Source organism: Pseudonocardia alni (genome assembly GCF_002813375.1).
GTDB classification, from domain to species: domain Bacteria; phylum Actinomycetota; class Actinomycetes; order Mycobacteriales; family Pseudonocardiaceae; genus Pseudonocardia; species Pseudonocardia alni.
This window is the reverse complement of record NZ_PHUJ01000003.1, coordinates 1,256,945-1,273,730: the sequence shown is the minus strand read 5'-3', so window position 1 is coordinate 1,273,730 and position 16,786 is coordinate 1,256,945. Positions and strand designations below refer to the sequence as shown.

Sequence of the window (16,786 nt, the reverse complement as noted above, 5' to 3'; positions counted from 1 at the left end):
GGTGGGGAGCCGGGTGGCGGGCAGGACGACGAGACCGGACCGAGATGGTAATGACACCCCCGCGGCGCCGCGCGGCACAGGGGTGGATGGGAAGGTGAACGGGTGCCCCGCCCCCCGTACCGGATCCCGACCGTGACCGCGGTCGTCGTCGCCCTCTCGGCGACGTTCGGTACCGGGCTGTACGCCGCGCTCGGCCCGGCTGCCGCGTCGGCGGGCACCTGGTTCCCGCTCGGGGTGCTCCTCGCCGCGCTGCTCGCGCTCGGCGTGGTCGGCTCGACCGCGCACCTGTCGCTCGCCCGCCCGGCCGGTCCGGAGCTGGCCCGCGGTGACCTGCCCGCCCCCGCACTACGGCTCGGGGCGGTCGCGCGGGTGACCTCGCGGGCCGCCGCCGGATCGGCCGCGGCGCTGGTGTTCGGCGCCTACGTGCTGCCCACGCAGCCGGTCACGATCGCGGTGGTGGCGGTGCTCGCCGTCGTCGCGGTGAACGCCTTCGGGGTGCGGATCTCGCCCGGTGCGGCGCGCGGGCTGGTGGTGGGCACGCTGCTCGCCCTGACCGTCGCGATCGTGGTGGGGCTGCGGTCGGACGGGCCGCACGCGGTGCTGTCCTCGGCGATGCCCGCCGCAGCCACCGGAGCAGGCATCGCCGACGACGGCGCCGGGACGCCCGACGACCCGGCCGTCGCCACGCTGCAGGCCGCGATCGAGCCGGGCCTGCTCGGCGTGCTCGCCGCCGCCGGGTTCGTGTTCCTCGCCTTCACCGGGCTGTCCCGCGTCGCCGAGCTCGGGGGCAGCCTGCGGGACCCGGTGCGGGCGATCCGCCGGGCCCCCGCACTCGCCGTCGTGATCACGACGGTGCTGCTGCTCCTGCTGTCGGCGGCCCTGCTGCGCGGGCTCGGTGCGTCCGGGCTGGCGTCGGCGTCGGCCCCGCTGGCCGCGCTGATGGACACCAGCAGCAGCGCCCAGGTGGGGGTGCTGGTGCGGGTCGGTGCCGCCGCCGCGACGATCGCCGCACTGCTCGGGGCGCTGTCGCGGGCCGCGGCCGGCGCCGCCCGGCTGTCCCGCGAGGGGGAGCTGCCCGCGTTCCTGGGCCGGGGCGGGTCCCGCGGCACGCCGTGGGTGGCCGACCTGACGCTGGGGGTGCTCACCCTGGCGATGACCCTGCTGCTGTCCGCGACGACCGCGATCGTCGTCACCGTCGTCGCGGCCCTGGTCCACCACGCCGTGCTGCACGCCGCGGTGCTCCGCCTGCCGGGACGCCCGGTGCGGGCGGCGGTCGTCGCCGTCGCCGGTGGGGTGGGGTGCCTGGCCGTCGCCGCGTCGATGCCGTCGTGGCCGCTGGTCGCGACGGCCGGGGCGCTCGCCGCGGGCTGGGTGCTGTGCGCCGTCACCGCGCGGTCCCGCTCCCGCGCGGCGGCCGAGGAACCCGTGCGCCGCAGCGATCCCGAGGAACAGGCGGCCTGAGGCCGATAGGGTCGCGGGCGTGACCGACGAGCTCCTGCCCAGCCCGCTGCACGACCGGCACGTCGCCCTCGACGCCACCCTCGGCGAGTTCGGGGGGTGGTCGATGCCGATCTCCTACCCGGGCGGCACCGTCGCCGAGCACACGTCGGTCCGCGAGACGGCGGGCCTGTTCGACGTCAGCCACCTCGGCACCGTCCCGATCTCCGGGCCGGGCGCGGCCGCGCACCTGAACGCCTGCCTGACCAACGACCTCGGCCGCATCGGCCCTGGTCGCGCCCAGTACACCCTGGCCTGCGACGACCGCGGCGGCGTCGAGGACGACATGATCGTCTACCTGGCCGCCGACGACGACCTGCTGCTCGTCCCGAACGCCGCGAACTCCACCCGGATCGTCTCCGCGCTCGCCGCCGACGCCCCGCCCGGGGTCACGATCACCGACCGGCACCGCGAACTCGCCGTGCTCGCCGTCCAGGGGCCCCGCTCCGCCGAGGCCCTGAGCGCGGCGCTCGGTGCCGTGGGGGAGGGCGTCGCGGACCTGGACTACATGGCGTTCACCGATCTCGAGGGCGGTCTGAACGACGGCGGTGTGCGGATCTGCCGCACCGGCTACACCGGCGAGCTCGGCTACGAGGTCGTCCTCGCCGCGGAGGCCGCACCGGCGATGTGGGACGCCCTGCTCGACGCCGTCCGCGCGGTCGGCGGCGGACCGTGCGGTCTCGCGGCGCGCGACACCCTGCGCACCGAGATGGGTTACCCGCTGCACGGCCACGAGCTGTCCACCGAGATCAGCCCGGTCCAGGCCGGGAGCAGCTGGGCGGTCGGCTGGGACAAGCCGGCGTTCTGGGGCCGCGACGCCCTCCACGCCGAGCGCGCGGCGGGCCCGGCGCGGCGCCTGCGCGCGCTGCGGGCGACCGGGCGGGGTGTCCCGCGGGCGGGCATGACCGTCCTCGACGGCGAGGGCGGCAGCCCCGTCGGCGTCGTCACCTCGGGGACGTTCTCCCCGACGCTGCGCACCGGCATCGCGCTGGCTCTGGTCGACACCGCGGGTGGGGTGGCCGTCGGCGACCCACTGGTGATCGACGTCCGGGGCCGCGCGCTGCCGGTGGAGGTCGTGAAGCCGCCCCTGGTGCCCTCCCACGTGCGGTGACCCGTCCGACGGTCGGGAATCCGACTGTCTGCCGGGTGGACGCCGGAGATACCGTTCGTGTCATGAGCGCGCCGAAGTTCTCCGTGACCCGCAACCCCGCCCCGGCGTCCCCGCAGCGGCGCGCCGACGTACTGGCCGCCCCCGGCTTCGGGCGGTACATGACCGACCACATGGTGACGATCCGGTGGACCGCCGGGACCGGCTGGCACGACCCGGCGGTCGTGCCCTACGGCCCGATGACGCTGGACCCGTCCTCGATGGTCCTGCACTACGGGCAGGAGATCTTCGAGGGGCTCAAGGCCTACCGCCAGCCCGACGGTTCGATCGCGTCGTTCCGGCCCGACGCCAACGCCGCCCGGTTCGCCGGCTCCGCGCGCCGGCTCGCGATGGCCGAGCTGCCCGAGGACCTCTTCCTCGCCTCGCTGTCCGAGCTCCTCGCGGTCGACTCCGAGTGGGTGCCCGAGGCCGGCGGCGAGGACTCGCTCTACCTGCGGCCCTTCATGATCGCGACCGAGGTCGGGCTGGGGGTGCGGCCGTCGTCGGAGTACCTGTACTCGGTCATCGCCTCGCCGGCCGGTCCGTACTTCGCCGGTGGGGTCAAGCCCATGGACGTGTGGCTGGAGACCGAGTACACGCGCGCCGCGCTCGGCGGCACCGGCACCGCCAAGTGCGGCGGGAACTACGCGGCGTCGCTGCTGCCGCAGGCGGTCGGCGCCCAGCACGGCTGCGCCCAGGTCGCCTACCTCGACGCCGAGGAGCGCCAGTGGATCGACGAGATGGGCTCGAACAACCTGTTCTTCGTCTTCCGCTCCGACGACGGCTCGGTCGAGGTCGCGACGCCGGACCTGCGCGGCTCGGTGCTCGCCGGCATCACCCGGGACTCGCTGATCACGGTGGCGAAGGATCTCGGGATCTCGGTGGTCGAGCGCCGCATCTCCGGCCAGGAGTGGCTCGGTGGCGCCGCGAGCGGCGTGCTGACCGAGGTGTTCGGCTGCGGCACCGCCGCGGTGATCACCCCGATCGGGACGGTCAAGCACAGCGGCGGCGAGGTGACCGTCGGCAACGGTGAGCCCGGCCCGGTCACCCTGCAGCTGCGCGAGGCGCTGACCGCGATCCAGCGCGGCGCGGCCCCGGACCCGCACGGCTGGATGCACACCCTGGTCCCGGCCCCCGCGTCGGTCTGAGCCGTCCCGGGACCGTCCACCGGTCCCGGGCGGGCCGTGCTGCCCCGACGCATGATCACCGGTTGTGGAGTTCCGCGCCCGCCTCACGGACGTTCCGCTCCACAACCGGTGATCACCGGCGCAGGGCCCGCCGGATCGCGGCGAGGGTGCCCTCCGGTGCGTCGCACACGTCGTGCCAGGTGAAGCGCAACAGCGTCCACCCCCGTGCGACGAGTGCGTTCCCCTTCGCCCGGTCGGCCCGGAACCGGTCGGGGTCGGTGTGCCGGGCCCACCCGTCCAGCTCGATCGCCACCCGCTCGGCGGGGAAGGCCAGATCGATCTCGCGCCCGCCGCCCACGGGCAGCCCGCGGACGACGCCGCCGATCCCGGCGGCGCGCAGCAGCCGCAGCAGCATCCGTTCCAGCTCCGAGTCCGCGCGGTCGAGGGCGGCCACCAGCAGCCGGTGCGCCGCGGCCATGCCGTGCGCGCCCGCGTTGCGGCAGTAGGCCTCGTGCAGCAGCGCCGGGTGCACGACGCGACGCTGCAGGACCCGGTCGAGGAACCCGGCCCCGTCGGGCAGCACGGCGCAGGTCTCCAGCACGGTCAGGTGCTCGGCGGTGACGGCGACGCCCCGGATCCAGGCCCGGTCGGGACCGGGCACGTCGCGCCGCCGCAGCGTGATGCCGCCGGGTGCGAGTCGCCGGGCGCCGCGCGGGAGCGTCACCCCGATGTCGCGGGGGCACCGGTCGGTCATCCCGCCCCAGCATGCGGCGGCCGGCCCGTGGACCCGCCCGGAGGGCCCGGCCCAGAGCGCCGCGGCCCGGACGCGCATCGCCGCGGTCGGTACGCGGGTCGCCTCGCGAGGACGCCCGGGTGCAGGCCGACCCACTCGCCGCGGACCACCCGCCGCCGGACGGATTGCCGGGACAGCCCGGTGGCCCGGGCCTGGGCCGCGGACAGGACCCCGTCCTGGGCGGGGAGCAGGTCACGCAGCGGGACCGGCGAACGGACGGGGGAGGGTGGCGGCATCCCCGCAGGGTGGCGGGATCCGCTCCCGGACGGTCCCGATCCCGCACACCCCGTCGCAGGTGCGAATCCCGTCCTCGATCACCGGTTGTGGAGTCCTGCGCCCGCCTCGCGAACGGAACGGTCCACAACCGGTGATCATGTGACCGCCTGCCGCGTGGACCGGCTCGATCAGGCCCCCGGGTCACCCGGTGAGCGCGGCAGCCAGCACGACGAGGACGGCGGTCCCGCCCACCTCGCAGGCCGCCCCCAGCACGTCGCCGCTCATCCCGCCGAACCGGCGCCGGGTGTGGCGGGCGAGCCCCACCACCAGCAGCGCCGCGAGCAGTACCGCCCCCAGCACGGCCGCCGTCGTCACGACGGGGCCCGCCGGTCCCGTCGCGGCGGCCAGCGCCACGGCGGCGGACGCGGCCAGCCCGACCCACCACAGCGGCGCCACCCACACCGGCTGCGTCCCGGCGACCGTCGCGCCCAGCCCGCCCGGGCGCGCAGCGGGCGTCCCGCGGCGCGCGACCCAGCAGAACCCGGCCCGCCCGGTCGCCGCGGCCAGCGCGCAGACGACGAGCACGACCGCGGGCGGCGCGGACGCCAGCTGCGCGAGGGCGGCGGCGCGGGCGCCCAGCACCACCAGCAGCGTGACGACGGCGAACGGTCCGGCCCCGCCGTCGGCCATGATCCGCAGCGCCCGCTCCGGCGGGCCGTAGCTGCCCAGGCCGTCGGCGGTGTCGGCGATGCCGTCGACGTGCATCCCGCGTGTCGCGAGCGCACCCGCCCCGACCGTCAGCAGGCCCGCGACCAGCGGGGATACCCCGGCGGCGACCAGCCCGGTGAGCAGTGCCCCGCCCGCGACGCCGAGCCCGGCGCCGACCAGCGGCGCCCAGCGCAGGGCGGCCGCGGCGACGCCCTCGGGCAGCGCGCCGTCGTCGGAGGTGCGGACCCGGGCGGGCACGACGGTCAGCCAGCTGACCGCCAGCGCGAGCCCCGCGAGGGGACCGGGCCGGGGTCCGCTCACCGGCCGAGGCCGGCCGGCGCCGTCACATCACCCGGGACGACGCCGGTGTCGTGCGCGGTCCCGGTCTCGGCGAGCAGCCGCGCCGCGGTGACCAGCAGCGGCAGCGCCGTCACCGCGGCGGTGCCGTCCTCGGTGCGCACCGCCAGGTCCAGCAGCGGCACCAGCGACAGGTGCTCCAGGACGAGCGTCGCGGCCGGTTCGGTCGACGGCTGCGCGGCGACCCACCAGTCCTTCGCGCCGGGGGCCAGCTCGTCGGCGAGCAGGGCCGCCGCGCCGACGGCCAGACCGTCGAGCACCGCGGGCACCTTGCGCTCCGCGGCCCGGGCGAGGAACCCGGCGAGCACGATCAGGTCCGTGCCGCCGACGGTGCGCAGCAGCGCCAGCGGGTCGCGCAGGTGCGGACGGGCCCGGCGCAGCGCGTCACGGATCGCGACGGCCTTCCGCATCCAGGCGCGGTCGTCGATCCCCGAGGCCCGCCCCACGACGGCGACGGGCTCGGCCCCGGTCACGGCCGCGACGAGCGTCGCGGCGGGGGTCGTCACGCCGACGGCGAGCGTCGCCGGGATCAGCAGGTCCGCGCCGGCGTCGATCTCGGCGTCGGCCAGCCGCCGCCCGGTCAGCCACGCCGCGGTGGCGCGCTCACCGTCCAGGGCGTCCTCGCGGTCGATCCGGCCGGTGCCGTGCGCGACGAGCCAGCCCGGCTCGGCGCCCTCGGCCCCGGACACGAGCCCGACGTCGACGACCCGCACGGTCGCCCCGGCGGCCCGCGCGGCGACGGTGACCGGCAGCCGTCCGGCCGCGGCGGCGGTGGCGCGCACCGCGGACACCTGCGGCGGGTAGGCCGAGACGCCGTTCCCGGCGATGCCGTGGTCGGCGGCGAGCAGCACCACCCGGGCGCGCACGGGCGCCTGCGGGGGACAGGTGCCCTGGCAGGACGCCAGCCACACGCCCAGCTCGCCGAGCCTGCCGAGCCCGCCGGTGGGCATCGCGAGCCCCTCGACCAGGGCGACGGCCGCACGGCGGCTGCGGGAGTCCGGCCGTCCGACGGTGACCGGGACGATCTCCACGTCGGACTCGGTGATCGAGGCGGGGGTCGTCGCGGCTCCGGCGACGGCGCCCGCGGCCGCCCCGGTCGCGGGGAGGACCGCACCCGGGACCCCGGCGGGGGTGCCCGCGACGTCGCCGTCGGGGTCGGCGACGTCGGTACCGACGGGCCCGCCGGCTCCGGCAGCCGGGACACCGGTCCTCTCGGGAGTCGCGGACCCGGTGGCGGGGCCGGGTGCGCCAGCTCCCGCGGCGTCGAGCCCGGAGGCGGGTCCCGCCAGGACGGGACCGGCGTGTGTTCCCGCGGCCGACGCCGTGGGGCCGGGTGTCGGGGCGACACCGGCGCCCGGCTCGGTGACGGCGGGAGTCGGCAGGGTGAGCGCCCGCCCCGCCACCACCAGCACGACGTCGTCGCACACCCGCGCGACGGCGGCGTTCAGCTCACCCAGCCGGTCACGGAACAGCCGCCCGGCGCGGGTGTCCGGCACGACTCCCAGCCCCGTCTCGGCGGAGACCAGCACCAGCGGTCCCGGCGCGGCGGCCACCGCGGCGACCAGGCCGTCGACGGCGGCGTCGACCGTGGCGGGCACGACCGGGGCGTCCCAGGCGACTGCGTCGTCGAGGACCCCGGTCAGCCAGGTCGCCAGGTCGTCGACCAGCACCGGGCCGGGCCGGGCGAGTGCGGCCGCCAGCTCGGTGCCGCCGACCTCCTCGGTGGTCCAGTGGGCGGGACGCCGGGCGGCGTGCGCGGCGATGCGCGCGTCCCAGTCGGTGTCGCCGGGGATCCGCCGGCCGGTCGCGAGGTAGCGGACCGCCGCGTCGTCGCCGAGCAGTTCCTCGGCGTGCCGCGACTTGCCGGAGCGCGTGCCCCCGAGGACGAGCGTCCGCAGTTCGACGGGAGGAGTCACGCCGCACATCGTGTCCTACCGGTCCCCGGTAGCGTCGCGAAGGTGCTCGATCATCTGGTCCTGGCCACCCCCGACGTCGACGACACCGCCGCTGACCTGGCCGGACGTCATCTCCACACGCTCGAGGGCGGGCCGCACGTCGGTGTCGGCACCCGCAACCGGCTGGCCGGGATCGGGCCGGGCCGGTACCTGGAGGTCGTCGGCCCCGACCCCGCGCAGGACGAGCCGGGCGCACCGCGCCCGTTCCGGATCGACACCCTGACCGCACCCGCGCTGGTGACCTGGGCGGTGCGCGTCGACGACCTCGACGCCGCGCTCGACGCGGCCCGCGCCGCCGGGCACGACCCGGGACCCGCCCGGGAGATGTCCCGTAGGCGCCCGGACGGCACGCTGCTCGCGTGGCGGCTCGCGTTCCCGCCCGACGACGCGGGTGGGGTGCTGCCGTTCCTCATCGACTGGGGCATCACCCGGCACCCGTCGTCCGACCTGCCGGTCCCGGCGAGCCTGCGCACGCTGCGCCTGACCCACCCCGAGCCGGAGCGGGTGACCGCACTGCTCGACGCGGTCGGTGCGAGTGGGGAGGCCGAGGTCGTCGCGGGGGAGGCGCCGTCGCTGCAGGCCGTGCTGGACCTGCCCGGCGGGCCGCTCGTGCTCTGAGAGCAGGGGCCCGCCGGGACGGTGTCAGACCGTGTCGCCGCGCTTGACGCGCGGCTTGGGCACGCGCATGCGGCGCGGCTGGGTGGCGCGGGAGAACGCGTACCACCCGGTGCCGAGGCCCTTGATCTCCTCGTCGGGGAACTTCGCGCGGGCCTTCTTCAGGACCTGCATGCCCAGCAGCGTGCCCTCGACGACCATCACGATCAGCATCAGGAACGTGAACAGCGTGACGTACTGCTGGATCACCGGGTTCTGGATCAGCGCGGCGACCAGCACGAGCGCGGCCAGCGGCAGGAACAGCCCGATGACGTGCGGGCGCGAGTCGACGATGTCGCGCACGTACGCCCGCACCTTGCCGCGGTCGCGGGGGAGCAGCACGCGGTCGTCGCCGGCGTCCATCCGCTTGCGGCGCTCCAGTGCCTTCGCCCGGCGCTCGTCCTTCGACGGCCGGGTGGCGCGGGCCAGCTTCGCGGCCTCCCGCTGGGTGCGCGGCGGGGGCGGCGCGGGACCGCGCCGCCTGCCCTCGGCGTCACGGCGCTTCGGTGTCGCCCGGCCCTTGCCGGGGGTGGTGTGGGGACGCGAGCGGGTCGCGCCCTCGTCCTCCGTCTCCGCAGCGTCCGTGCCCGCCGGGGGCTCGACGGCCGTCTGACCGGCCTGGTCGGAGCTCTCGGAGCGGCGCAGGAACCTCACAGGTGTCCACAATACGGGCCGCCGCTAGCCTGCCCCGCATGCGCATCGTGGTGGCTCCCGACTCCTTCGGCGGAACCCTCAGCGCACGGGAGGCGGCCGAGGCGATCGCCGCGGGCTGGCGGCGCGCCGTGCCGGGCGCCGACGTCGCGATCGTCCCCCTCGCCGACGGCGGCACCGGCTTCGCGGAGGTCCTGCACACCGCCCTCGGCGGGACCGTGCACGAGCTGGAGGTCACCGGTCCGCTCGGTGACCCGGTGACCGGGTCCTGGCTGCGCGTCGGCGACACGGCCTACCTGGAGTGCGCCTCGGCGTGCGGGCTGCACCACGTCCCGCGCGAGGACCGGGTCCCCGGGGTCGCCCGCACCGCGACGACGTCCGGGGTGGGGGAGCTGCTCGCCGCCGCCCGCGACGCCGGCGTCACGACCGCCGTCGTGGGGCTCGGCGGGTCCGCCACCACCGACGGCGGCGCCGGTCTGCTGGCCGCGCTCGGCGCCGTCCCCGTCGACGACGACGGCCTCCCGCTCCCGCCCGGCGGCGCGGCCCTGGACTGCTGTGCCCGTCTCGAGGGGACCCCCGACCTGGGTGGGATGACCCTGGTGGCGGCGAGCGACGTCGACAACCCCCTGCTCGGACCGCAGGGCGCCGCCGCCGTGTTCGGTCCGCAGAAGGGCGCCGACGACGCCGCCGTCGCCGAGCTGGACGGCGCGCTGACCGTGTTCGCCGGGGTGCTCGCCGACCTGGCCGGAGGCGAGGTGCGCGACCGGCCCGCCGCGGGCGCCGCGGGTGGTCTCGGCGCCGCGCTGCTCGCCCTCGGCGCGCGCGTCGAGTCCGGAGCCGGACTGGTGCGCGACCTGGTCGGCCTCGACGCCGAGCTGGACGCCGCCGACCTGGCCGTCACGGGGGAGGGCAGCTTCGACTGGCAGTCGCTGCGCGGGAAGCTGATCACCGCCGTCGCCCGGGGTGCGGCCGACCGCGGGACGCCGTGCGTGGTGCTGGCCGGTCAGGTCAGTGTGGGCCGCCGGGAGGCCGCGGCGGCCGGGGTCGACGCGGCGTTCGGGGTGGCGGAGGAGTTCGGCCTGGAGGCCTCGATGGCGGACCCGGCCGGGACACTCGCCGACCTGGCGGAGCGTGTCGCACCGCGCTGGAGCCGGTGAGCCCCGTCACCCGTCCGTCGGCGATTCGCACGGTCTCCGCACGGATGCGGACCGGCCCGACGTCGTACTATGGATTCCGACGCCCGGTGGGAACAGGGCGGACCACGCACGTTGTTGGGAGAGTCATGACCGTTGACAACACCTTGGACGCGGGCGCGACCACGGAGCAGACGCACGGCGTGGAGCTGACCGACTCCGCTGCCGTCAAGGCGCGCACCCTGCTCGAGCAGGAGGGCCGCGACGACATGCACCTGCGCATCGCCGTGCAGCCCGGTGGCTGTGCCGGCCTGCGCTACCAGCTCTTCTTCGACGACCGGTCGCTCGACGGTGACCTCTTCCGTGACTTCCACGGTCTCAAGGTCGGCGTCGACCGGATGAGCGCCCCGTACCTGCAGGGCGCCACGATCGACTTCGTCGACACCATCGAGAAGCAGGGCTTCACGATCGACAACCCGAACGCGGGCGGCTCCTGCGCCTGTGGCGACAGCTTCAACTGACGTCGCACAGCAGCACCTCCGAAGGGCCCCGCCGGTGATCTCCGGCGGGGCCCTTCGCCGTGAGTGACGTAGGGTCCCCGGTGTGCCTATTGCCGTGACGGGTTCGATCGCCTCCGACAACCTCATGCATTTCCCGGGGAAGTTCTCCGAGCAGATCCTGGCCGACCAGCTGGACCGGATCTCGGTCAGCTTCCTGGTCGACGACCTGACGGTCCGCCGGGGCGGCGTGGCCGGCAACATCGCCTTCGCGCTCGGTGTGCTCGGCCAGAACCCGGTGCTGATCGGCGCCGTCGGTGCCGACTTCGCCGAGTACAAGCAGGTCCTCGACGACCTGGGTGTCGACACCTCCGGGGTGCACACCCACGACGACGTCCACACCGCCCGCTTCGTCTGCACCACCGACGACGACATGCGTCAGATCGCGTCCTTCTACACCGGCGCCATGGCCAAGTCGAAGGAGATCGAGCTCGCCCCGATCGCCGAGCGCGTCGGCGGGTTCGACCTGGTGCTCATCGGTGCCAGCGACCCCGAGGCCATGCTGCGCCACACCGACGAGTGCCGCACCCAGGGCTACCCCTTCCTCGCCGACCCCTCCCAGCAGCTCGCCCGGATGGAGGGCCCCGAGGTCCGCCGCCTCATCGAGGGCGCGACGTACCTGGTCACCAACGACTACGAGTACGAGCTGCTGCTCAAGAAGACCGGCTGGAGCGCAGAGGAGGTCGACGCGAAGGTCGGCACCCGGATCACCACCTTCGGCGAGAAGGGCGCGGTGATCGTGGAGTCCGACGGCACCGAGACCCGCGTCGACGTCGTCGCGCCGACCGAGCAGGTCGACCCGACCGGTGTCGGCGACGCCTGGCGCGCCGGGTTCCTGACCGCCCTCGGCGGCGGCCTGTCGGTCGAGCGCTCGGCGCAGCTGGGAGCGCTCATCGCGACCTACGTGCTGGAGTCCGACGGCCCGCAGGAGTGGACCTGGGACCGCGACGCCGCGCTGACCCGCCTGGCCGACGCGTTCGGCGAGGCCGCGGCCGACGAGCTGCGCGCCGTCCTGCCCGCCTGACCCCCTCCGGACGCCGACGGGCCGGCACCCCTCAGGGGTGCCGGCCCGTCCGTCATGCGGGACCGCTCAGATCTTGACCGGGTAGGTCGGGGTCGGGACCTCCGGCACGATCCGCTTCTCGACGAAGATCCCGTGCCACAGCAGGAAGACCAGCACCGCCCAGATCCGGCGGGAGTGGTCGACCGGGCCCTCGCGGTGCGCGTCGAGCATGCGGTGCACGGCCTGCAGGTCGATCAGGTGCCCGGCACCGGAGTTCTGCAGGATGTCGCGCGCCCAGGCGTACATCTCGTCGCGCAGCCAGTGCCGGATCGGCACCGGGAAGCCGAGCTTCGGCCGGTTGAGCACGTGCGGGGGGATGATGCCCTCGCAGGCCCGGCGCAGCGCGTACTTCGTGGTGCCGTTCGAGCCGTGGGTGATCTTCTGCGACTGCGGCAGCGACGAGGCGATGTCGAAGACCTCGGGGTCGAGGAACGGCACCCGCAGCTCCAGCGAGTGCGCCATCGTCATCTTGTCGGCCTTGACCAGGATGTCGCCGCGCAGCCAGGTGAACAGGTCCACGTGCTGCATCCGGGCGACCGGGTCCCAGTCGTGGCTGGCGAAGTAGTGCGGCGCCGTCACGTCCTGGTGCGACACCCGCGGGTCGTAGCCGCGCAGGACCTCGTGCAGCTGGTCGTCGCGGAAGATGCGGGCGTTGCCGTAGTAGCGCTGCTCCATCGACAGCGACCCGCGGCGCAGCAGGTCCTTGCCCCGCATGCCCTCGGGCATCTTGCGCGACGCCCGGCGCATGAGCGGCTTGAGCGTGCCGGGGACCTTCTCGAACGGCGACAGCGACAGCGGCTCGCGGTAGATCGAGTAGCCGCCGAACAGCTCGTCGGCGCCCTCGCCGGACAGCACGACCTTGACGTGCTGGCGGGCCTCGCGGGCGATGAACCACAGCGGGACCAGCGCCGGGTCGGCGACCGGGTCGTCGAGGTACCAGATGATGAGCGGCAGGGCCTCCATCATCTCGTCAGGCTTGACGGTGCGGACCACGTGCCGCACGCCGATCGCGGCGGCGGACTCGGCGGCCACGTCGACCTCGGAGTAGCCCTCGCGCTCGAACCCGGTGGTGAAGGTGATCAGGTTCGGGTTGTGCTCCTTGGCGAGCGCCGCGATCGCGGTGGAGTCGATCCCGCCGGACAGGAACGCACCGACGGTGACGTCGGCCCGCATGTGTTTGGCCACCGAGTCGCGCAGCACGTCGGCGATCTCGCCGTGCACGATCGCCTCCGCCTCGGCGCTGGCCGGGGCGTGGCTGGGCAGCGAGATGAACTTCGGCGCGAAGTAGCGCTGGTGCAGCGGCTCCTCGCCGGGGCGCACGGTGACGTGCGTGCCGGACTCGACGCGCGAGATCATCCGGTGCAGCGACATCGGCTCGGGCACGTACTGCAGGGTCAGGTAGTGCTGCAGCGCGGCCGGCTCCAGGTCCAGCCCGATCTCCAGCTCACCGGCCAGCGACAGCAGCGACTTCTTCTCGCTGGCGAACGCGGTGCCGACCGGGGTGGTGGCCAGGAACAGCGGCTTGATGCCGAACGGGTCGCGGGCCAGGAACAGCTCGCGCTCCACGACGTCCCAGATGGCGAAGGCGAACATGCCGCGCAGGCGCTGCACGGCGTCGGGGCCCCAGTAGTGGAACGCCGCGACGATGACCTCGCCGTCGCCGTCGGTGGCGAACGCCGCGTCGTAGGTCTCGATCAGCTCCTCGCGGAGCTCGAGGTAGTTGTAGATCTCGCCGTTGAAGACGATGGTGTAGCGGGTGTCCTCGCCCGGCACCGGCCCCCAGTGCAGGGGCTGGTGGGAATGGTCCACGTCGATGATCGACAACCGGTTGAACCCGAGGACGAGGTCGTGGTCGTTCCACGTCTCGCTCTCGTCGGGTCCCCGATGCCGCGCACAGCGCAGCCCGTCGGCGATCGGGTCGACCCGGGTCGCGGCGTCCGCCCCGGCGGTCAGCAATCCCAGCAGTCCGCACACACCGATCAGTATGCCGAGTCAGCCGGACGGGTCTCGCGCGCCCCGGTGCGAAACGGTCTTCCCGCTGCGAGACTGCCTGTTTCCCCTGCGGCGGTGACGACGTTCACGCCCTCTCCGGGAACCCCCGGGGGGCGCGGCCCGACCGGGGTTCGTCTAGGCTCTACGCGAGGTCGAAGACGGTGCTCCATACGGGTGGCACATGATCCCCTTCGACCGCGGTGTCGTGACGGCGGAGCAAGGAAGAACGTGCTGGCAGTGCGGCGTACGCAGGAGACGACAGGAAGGCGGCGTGCAGTGGCCCGAACCGAAGGCCGCTCCCGGATCGCCCGGGCGGCGAAGGTGGCCGTGGTCGGCCTGCTGGCGACTCCGGCTCTGGCCGGTTGCTCGGTCCAGGAGGTCATCCGGTTCGGGTGGCCCGAGGGGGTGACCCCCGAAGCCGAGTCGATGCGCAACCTGTGGACCTGGTCCGCGATCGCGGCGCTGGTCGTCGGTGTCATCACCTGGGGCGCCATGTTCTGGGCGATGATCCTGCACCGGAAGCGCAAGGACGACGACGGCTCGCTGCCGCGCCAGACGCAGTACAACCTGCCGGTCGAGCTCGTCTTCACGGCGATCCCCACCGTCATCGTGGCCGTGCTCTTCGGCTTCACGGTGAACGTGCAGAACTACATCGACAAGGAGAACCCGACCGCGGGTGGCCCGGCCGACCTGCGGGTCGACATCGTCGGGTTCCAGTGGAACTGGGAGTTCTCCTACCCCGACGAGGCCGGCCAGGGCGGACGCCCGGTGAGCACGCTGGGGACGAGCGACACGATCCCGATCATGGTCCTGCCGACCGACCGGTCGATCCAGTTCACGCAGCGCTCGCCCGACGTGATCCACTCGTTCTACGTGCCGGAGTTCCTCTTCAAGCGCGACGTCTTCCCGTTCCCGGAGCGGAACGAGCAGGACAACAGCTACATCATCGACCGGATCGACCGTGAGGGCGCGTTCGTCGGTCGTTGCGCCGAGCTGTGCGGCACGTACCACTCCCAGATGAACTTCGAGGTGCGTGCCCTGGAGCCCGCGCTGTTCGACCGGTACATCCAGCTCCGCAAGGAGACCAACCCGCAGACCGGGCAGGCCTACTCGACCGGCGAGGCGCTGCAGGCGCTGAACTGCGGCGAGTGGTGCGCGCCGGAGGCGATCAGCACGCAGCCGTTCTCGACCGACCGCGGCCAGCTGGCCGCGCAGGTCACGGGCTGAGGGAGGACGCGCACCCCATGAAGATCGAGTCCCGGCTCTTCGAGATCGTCACCGGCTTCTTCATCCTGGCCGCGCTGGCGTACATGTTCATCGCCGGTGAGGTCGTCGGCGTGACCGCGCTGTGGCTGACCGCGGGCCTGTCGCTGATCGTCGGCACGTACTTCCGGTTCGTCTCCCGCCGCCTCGAGGAGCGCCCCGAGGACAACCCCGAGGCCGAGGTGTCCGACGGTGCCGGCGAGGTGGGCTTCTTCTCCGCCGGCAGCTACTGGCCGCTGGGTCTGGCCGCCGCGGCCGCCTTCGCCGCCCTGGGTGTGGCCTTCTGGTACGCCTGGATGATCGTCATCGGCATGACGCTGGTGCTGATCGCCGTCGGCGGCCTGGTGTTCGAGTACCACCGGGGCCCCGCCGCCCACTGATCGACCGCAGCACACGACGGCCCCGCCCGGGATTCCCGGGCGGGGCCGTTCGTCGTCCCGGTTGCTGCCTCTCACGTCCGCGACCCTCCGGGCCTGCCCCCAGGGGAACTCTCGTGGCTTAGAGCGCTACGAGAGTTCCCCTGGGGGCACCTCCGGGGCCGCCCCGCGGCTCAGGCGGCGTCGTCGAGGTGGATGACGTCGGGACGGGGCTGGGCGAGAGCGCGGGCGTGACATCGGCGTAGCTCGTCGACGATCTCGGCCGGTCGTCGTCGCAGGTCGGACGGCAGGGTCTGCACCACGACGACACCGTGCCTGCTGAGGGCGGCCCGCCTGCGCACGGTGCGGGCGTAGTCCTCCGGGGAGAGGTGGAACTCGATCGAGTCGATCTCCCAGGCGAGACCCGCCTCCGGCCACCAGAAGTCGACGACGGCGATCAGGACGCCACGCCGGTCGGTCAGCCGGACGTTGGACCGCGGCACCGGCAGACCGCTGCGGAGCACCAGCTTCCGCGCCCTGGCCTCGGCCACGGAGCGCACTCCCGCGGTCATCTCGCCGAGGACCGCCCGGGGCAGGGCGACTCCCCGGCTGCTGCAGACAGCCAGCTCCTCCCGGAGCTCGTCGATCGTGCCGTGCCCGTGTTGCAGGAGATCGGCGAACAGGTCCCGGACGAAGTCGCGATCGCGGGAGCACCGAGCCGCGTCGACCGCAGCGCGCACCACCGGTGCGACCGGGTGCCGGCGTGCCCCCGGGACCGGCAGACGCCGCGTCCGTTCCGTCCGCACCACCGACCACCTCCCGCGACGACGGTCGTGCGGGACGAGGACGTGCACCGGACCGTGGGGCGACGGCGCGGTGCGCACCCCGTGCAGGTGCAAGGCGTCGAGCCCGGTCAGCATCGCGTCCGGCCCGGCGACGATCAGCGCTGCCCGCTGCCGGTCGTCACGGACCACGGGGCCGTTGGACAGTTTGACGACCCCGGGACAGAGACTGCGCCACGGCCCGCCCGGCCGGCAGCGGCGGGCGATCGTCCGGCGGTCCAGACCCAGTCTCTCGAGCTCACGGACCGGGACGACGGGCTCGCGGAGCTCGGACAGGACCTCAGCGGGTGAGGGAGCGCTGCGTCGGGGCACCCGACCAGCGTGCCCCCGTCCGGCCCCGCAACCGGGACGACTTCCTCTCCTGTGGACAACCATCCTCGCGCCGCTCCCGACCGGAGCTGCCCCGAGTGTCACTTTCGTGGCTTAGAGCGCTACGAGAGTGACCCTGGGAGCTACCCGGAGGGCGGGGGCGGTG

The 16,786-nt window shown here is 74.6% G+C and carries 16 protein-coding genes; 9 read left to right on the top strand and 7 right to left on the bottom strand.

Translation table 11 applies throughout. The annotated features are described in order from the left end of the window. The first annotated feature begins 102 nt into the window (after positions 1-102). The 3 genes from ATL51_RS06745 to ATL51_RS06735 all read left to right on the top strand — a co-directional run bounded on the left by ATL51_RS06745 (position 103) and on the right by ATL51_RS06735 (position 3,792). Positions 103-1,461 carry an APC family permease gene (locus ATL51_RS06745; RefSeq protein ID WP_100878050.1) on the top strand — a complete coding sequence of 453 codons (1,359 nt, stop codon included), beginning with the start codon at positions 103-105 and terminating at the stop codon, positions 1,459-1,461. A gap of 19 nt (positions 1,462-1,480) precedes the next feature. Next, on the top strand, positions 1,481-2,608 hold the full coding sequence (gcvT, locus tag ATL51_RS06740) for a glycine cleavage system aminomethyltransferase GcvT (protein ID WP_100878049.1): 1,128 nt from the start codon (positions 1,481-1,483) through the stop codon (positions 2,606-2,608). 62 nt (positions 2,609-2,670) lie between these two features. Continuing rightward, positions 2,671-3,792 (top strand): branched-chain amino acid aminotransferase, encoded by a 1,122-nt coding sequence (locus ATL51_RS06735; RefSeq protein ID WP_100878048.1) that lies wholly within the window; start codon positions 2,671-2,673, stop codon positions 3,790-3,792. 112 nt (positions 3,793-3,904) lie between these two features. On the opposite strand, the gene ATL51_RS06730 is transcribed toward ATL51_RS06735, so the two are convergent. From ATL51_RS06730 to ATL51_RS29320, 4 genes are all read right to left on the bottom strand, one after another. Continuing rightward, on the bottom strand, positions 3,905-4,525 hold the full coding sequence (locus tag ATL51_RS06730) for an endonuclease domain-containing protein (RefSeq protein ID WP_157818252.1): 621 nt from the start codon (positions 4,523-4,525) through the stop codon (positions 3,905-3,907). After that, positions 4,522-4,800 (bottom strand): type IV toxin-antitoxin system AbiEi family antitoxin domain-containing protein, encoded by a 279-nt coding sequence (locus ATL51_RS29825; RefSeq protein ID WP_392567360.1) that lies wholly within the window; start codon positions 4,798-4,800, stop codon positions 4,522-4,524. The genes ATL51_RS06730 and ATL51_RS29825 overlap by 4 nt, the downstream gene beginning before the upstream one ends. 181 nt (positions 4,801-4,981) lie before the next feature. Continuing rightward, complete coding sequence (locus ATL51_RS06725) at positions 4,982-5,809, bottom strand: adenosylcobinamide-GDP ribazoletransferase (protein ID WP_100878046.1); 828 nt, start codon at positions 5,807-5,809, stop codon at positions 4,982-4,984. Further along, a complete protein-coding gene (locus ATL51_RS29320; RefSeq protein ID WP_167409971.1) occupies positions 5,806-7,761 on the bottom strand; it encodes a bifunctional adenosylcobinamide kinase/adenosylcobinamide-phosphate guanylyltransferase in 1,956 nt (651 codons plus the stop codon). The genes ATL51_RS06725 and ATL51_RS29320 overlap by 4 nt, the downstream gene beginning before the upstream one ends. Positions 7,762-7,803: 42 nt before the next feature. On the opposite strand from ATL51_RS29320, the gene ATL51_RS06715 reads away from it, so the two are divergent. Further along, a complete protein-coding gene (locus ATL51_RS06715) occupies positions 7,804-8,418 on the top strand; it encodes a VOC family protein (protein ID WP_100878044.1) in 615 nt (204 codons plus the stop codon). Positions 8,419-8,442: 24 nt separating this feature from the next. On the opposite strand, the gene ATL51_RS06710 is transcribed toward ATL51_RS06715, so the two are convergent. Beyond that, complete coding sequence (locus ATL51_RS06710; RefSeq protein ID WP_100878043.1) at positions 8,443-9,108, bottom strand: DUF3043 domain-containing protein; 666 nt, start codon at positions 9,106-9,108, stop codon at positions 8,443-8,445. A gap of 38 nt (positions 9,109-9,146) precedes the next feature. Between ATL51_RS06710 and ATL51_RS06705 the strand changes: the two genes are divergently transcribed. From ATL51_RS06705 to ATL51_RS06695, 3 genes are all read left to right on the top strand, one after another. Next, the gene (locus ATL51_RS06705) at positions 9,147-10,262 is read left to right on the top strand and encodes a glycerate kinase family protein (RefSeq protein ID WP_100878042.1); all 1,116 of its coding nucleotides are present in this window, start codon (positions 9,147-9,149) and stop codon (positions 10,260-10,262) included. 125 nt (positions 10,263-10,387) lie between these two features. Continuing rightward, positions 10,388-10,759 carry a HesB/IscA family protein gene (locus ATL51_RS06700; RefSeq protein ID WP_062395963.1) on the top strand — a complete coding sequence of 124 codons (372 nt, stop codon included), beginning with the start codon at positions 10,388-10,390 and terminating at the stop codon, positions 10,757-10,759. Positions 10,760-10,883: 124 nt separating this feature from the next. Further along, a complete protein-coding gene (locus ATL51_RS06695; RefSeq protein ID WP_100880531.1) occupies positions 10,884-11,819 on the top strand; it encodes a carbohydrate kinase family protein in 936 nt (311 codons plus the stop codon). Positions 11,820-11,885: 66 nt separating this feature from the next. Here ATL51_RS06695 and asnB read toward each other — a convergent pair whose 3' ends face one another. Further along, entirely contained in the window at positions 11,886-13,832 is a 1,947-nt protein-coding gene (gene asnB, locus ATL51_RS06690; protein WP_043282739.1) for an asparagine synthase (glutamine-hydrolyzing), read from the bottom strand. A gap of 294 nt (positions 13,833-14,126) precedes the next feature. Here asnB and ctaC point away from each other — a divergent pair, with 294 nt between their 5' ends. Then, a complete protein-coding gene (gene ctaC / locus ATL51_RS06685) occupies positions 14,127-15,077 on the top strand; it encodes an aa3-type cytochrome oxidase subunit II (protein WP_073574142.1) in 951 nt (316 codons plus the stop codon). Positions 15,078-15,094: 17 nt separating this feature from the next. Continuing rightward, positions 15,095-15,493, top strand: a complete 399-nt coding sequence (locus ATL51_RS06680; protein ID WP_062395961.1) for a cytochrome c oxidase subunit 4 — start codon at positions 15,095-15,097, stop codon at positions 15,491-15,493. Between the two features lie 170 nt (positions 15,494-15,663). Here the strand turns inward: ATL51_RS06680 and ATL51_RS06675 are convergent, their stop codons facing one another. Next, positions 15,664-16,623, bottom strand: a complete 960-nt coding sequence (locus tag ATL51_RS06675; RefSeq protein ID WP_100878041.1) for a hypothetical protein — start codon at positions 16,621-16,623, stop codon at positions 15,664-15,666. Positions 16,624-16,786 lie beyond the last annotated feature (163 nt).

Bases quoted from the DNA above. Each gene is read 5' to 3' on its own strand.
- ATL51_RS06735 (WP_100878048.1), top strand. From the start codon at position 2,671: ATGAGCGCGCCGAAGTTCTCCGTGACCCGCAACCCCGCCCCGGCGTCC.
- ATL51_RS06730 (WP_157818252.1), bottom strand. From the start codon at position 4,525: ATGACCGACCGGTGCCCCCGCGACATCGGGGTGACGCTCCCGCGCGGC.
- ATL51_RS29825 (WP_392567360.1), bottom strand. From the start codon at position 4,800: ATGCCGCCACCCTCCCCCGTCCGTTCGCCGGTCCCGCTGCGTGACCTG.
- ATL51_RS06705 (WP_100878042.1), top strand. From the start codon at position 9,147: ATGCGCATCGTGGTGGCTCCCGACTCCTTCGGCGGAACCCTCAGCGCA.
- ATL51_RS06700 (WP_062395963.1), top strand. From the start codon at position 10,388: ATGACCGTTGACAACACCTTGGACGCGGGCGCGACCACGGAGCAGACG.
- ATL51_RS06695 (WP_100880531.1), top strand. From the start codon at position 10,884: ATGCATTTCCCGGGGAAGTTCTCCGAGCAGATCCTGGCCGACCAGCTG.
- ATL51_RS06680 (WP_062395961.1), top strand. From the start codon at position 15,095: ATGAAGATCGAGTCCCGGCTCTTCGAGATCGTCACCGGCTTCTTCATC.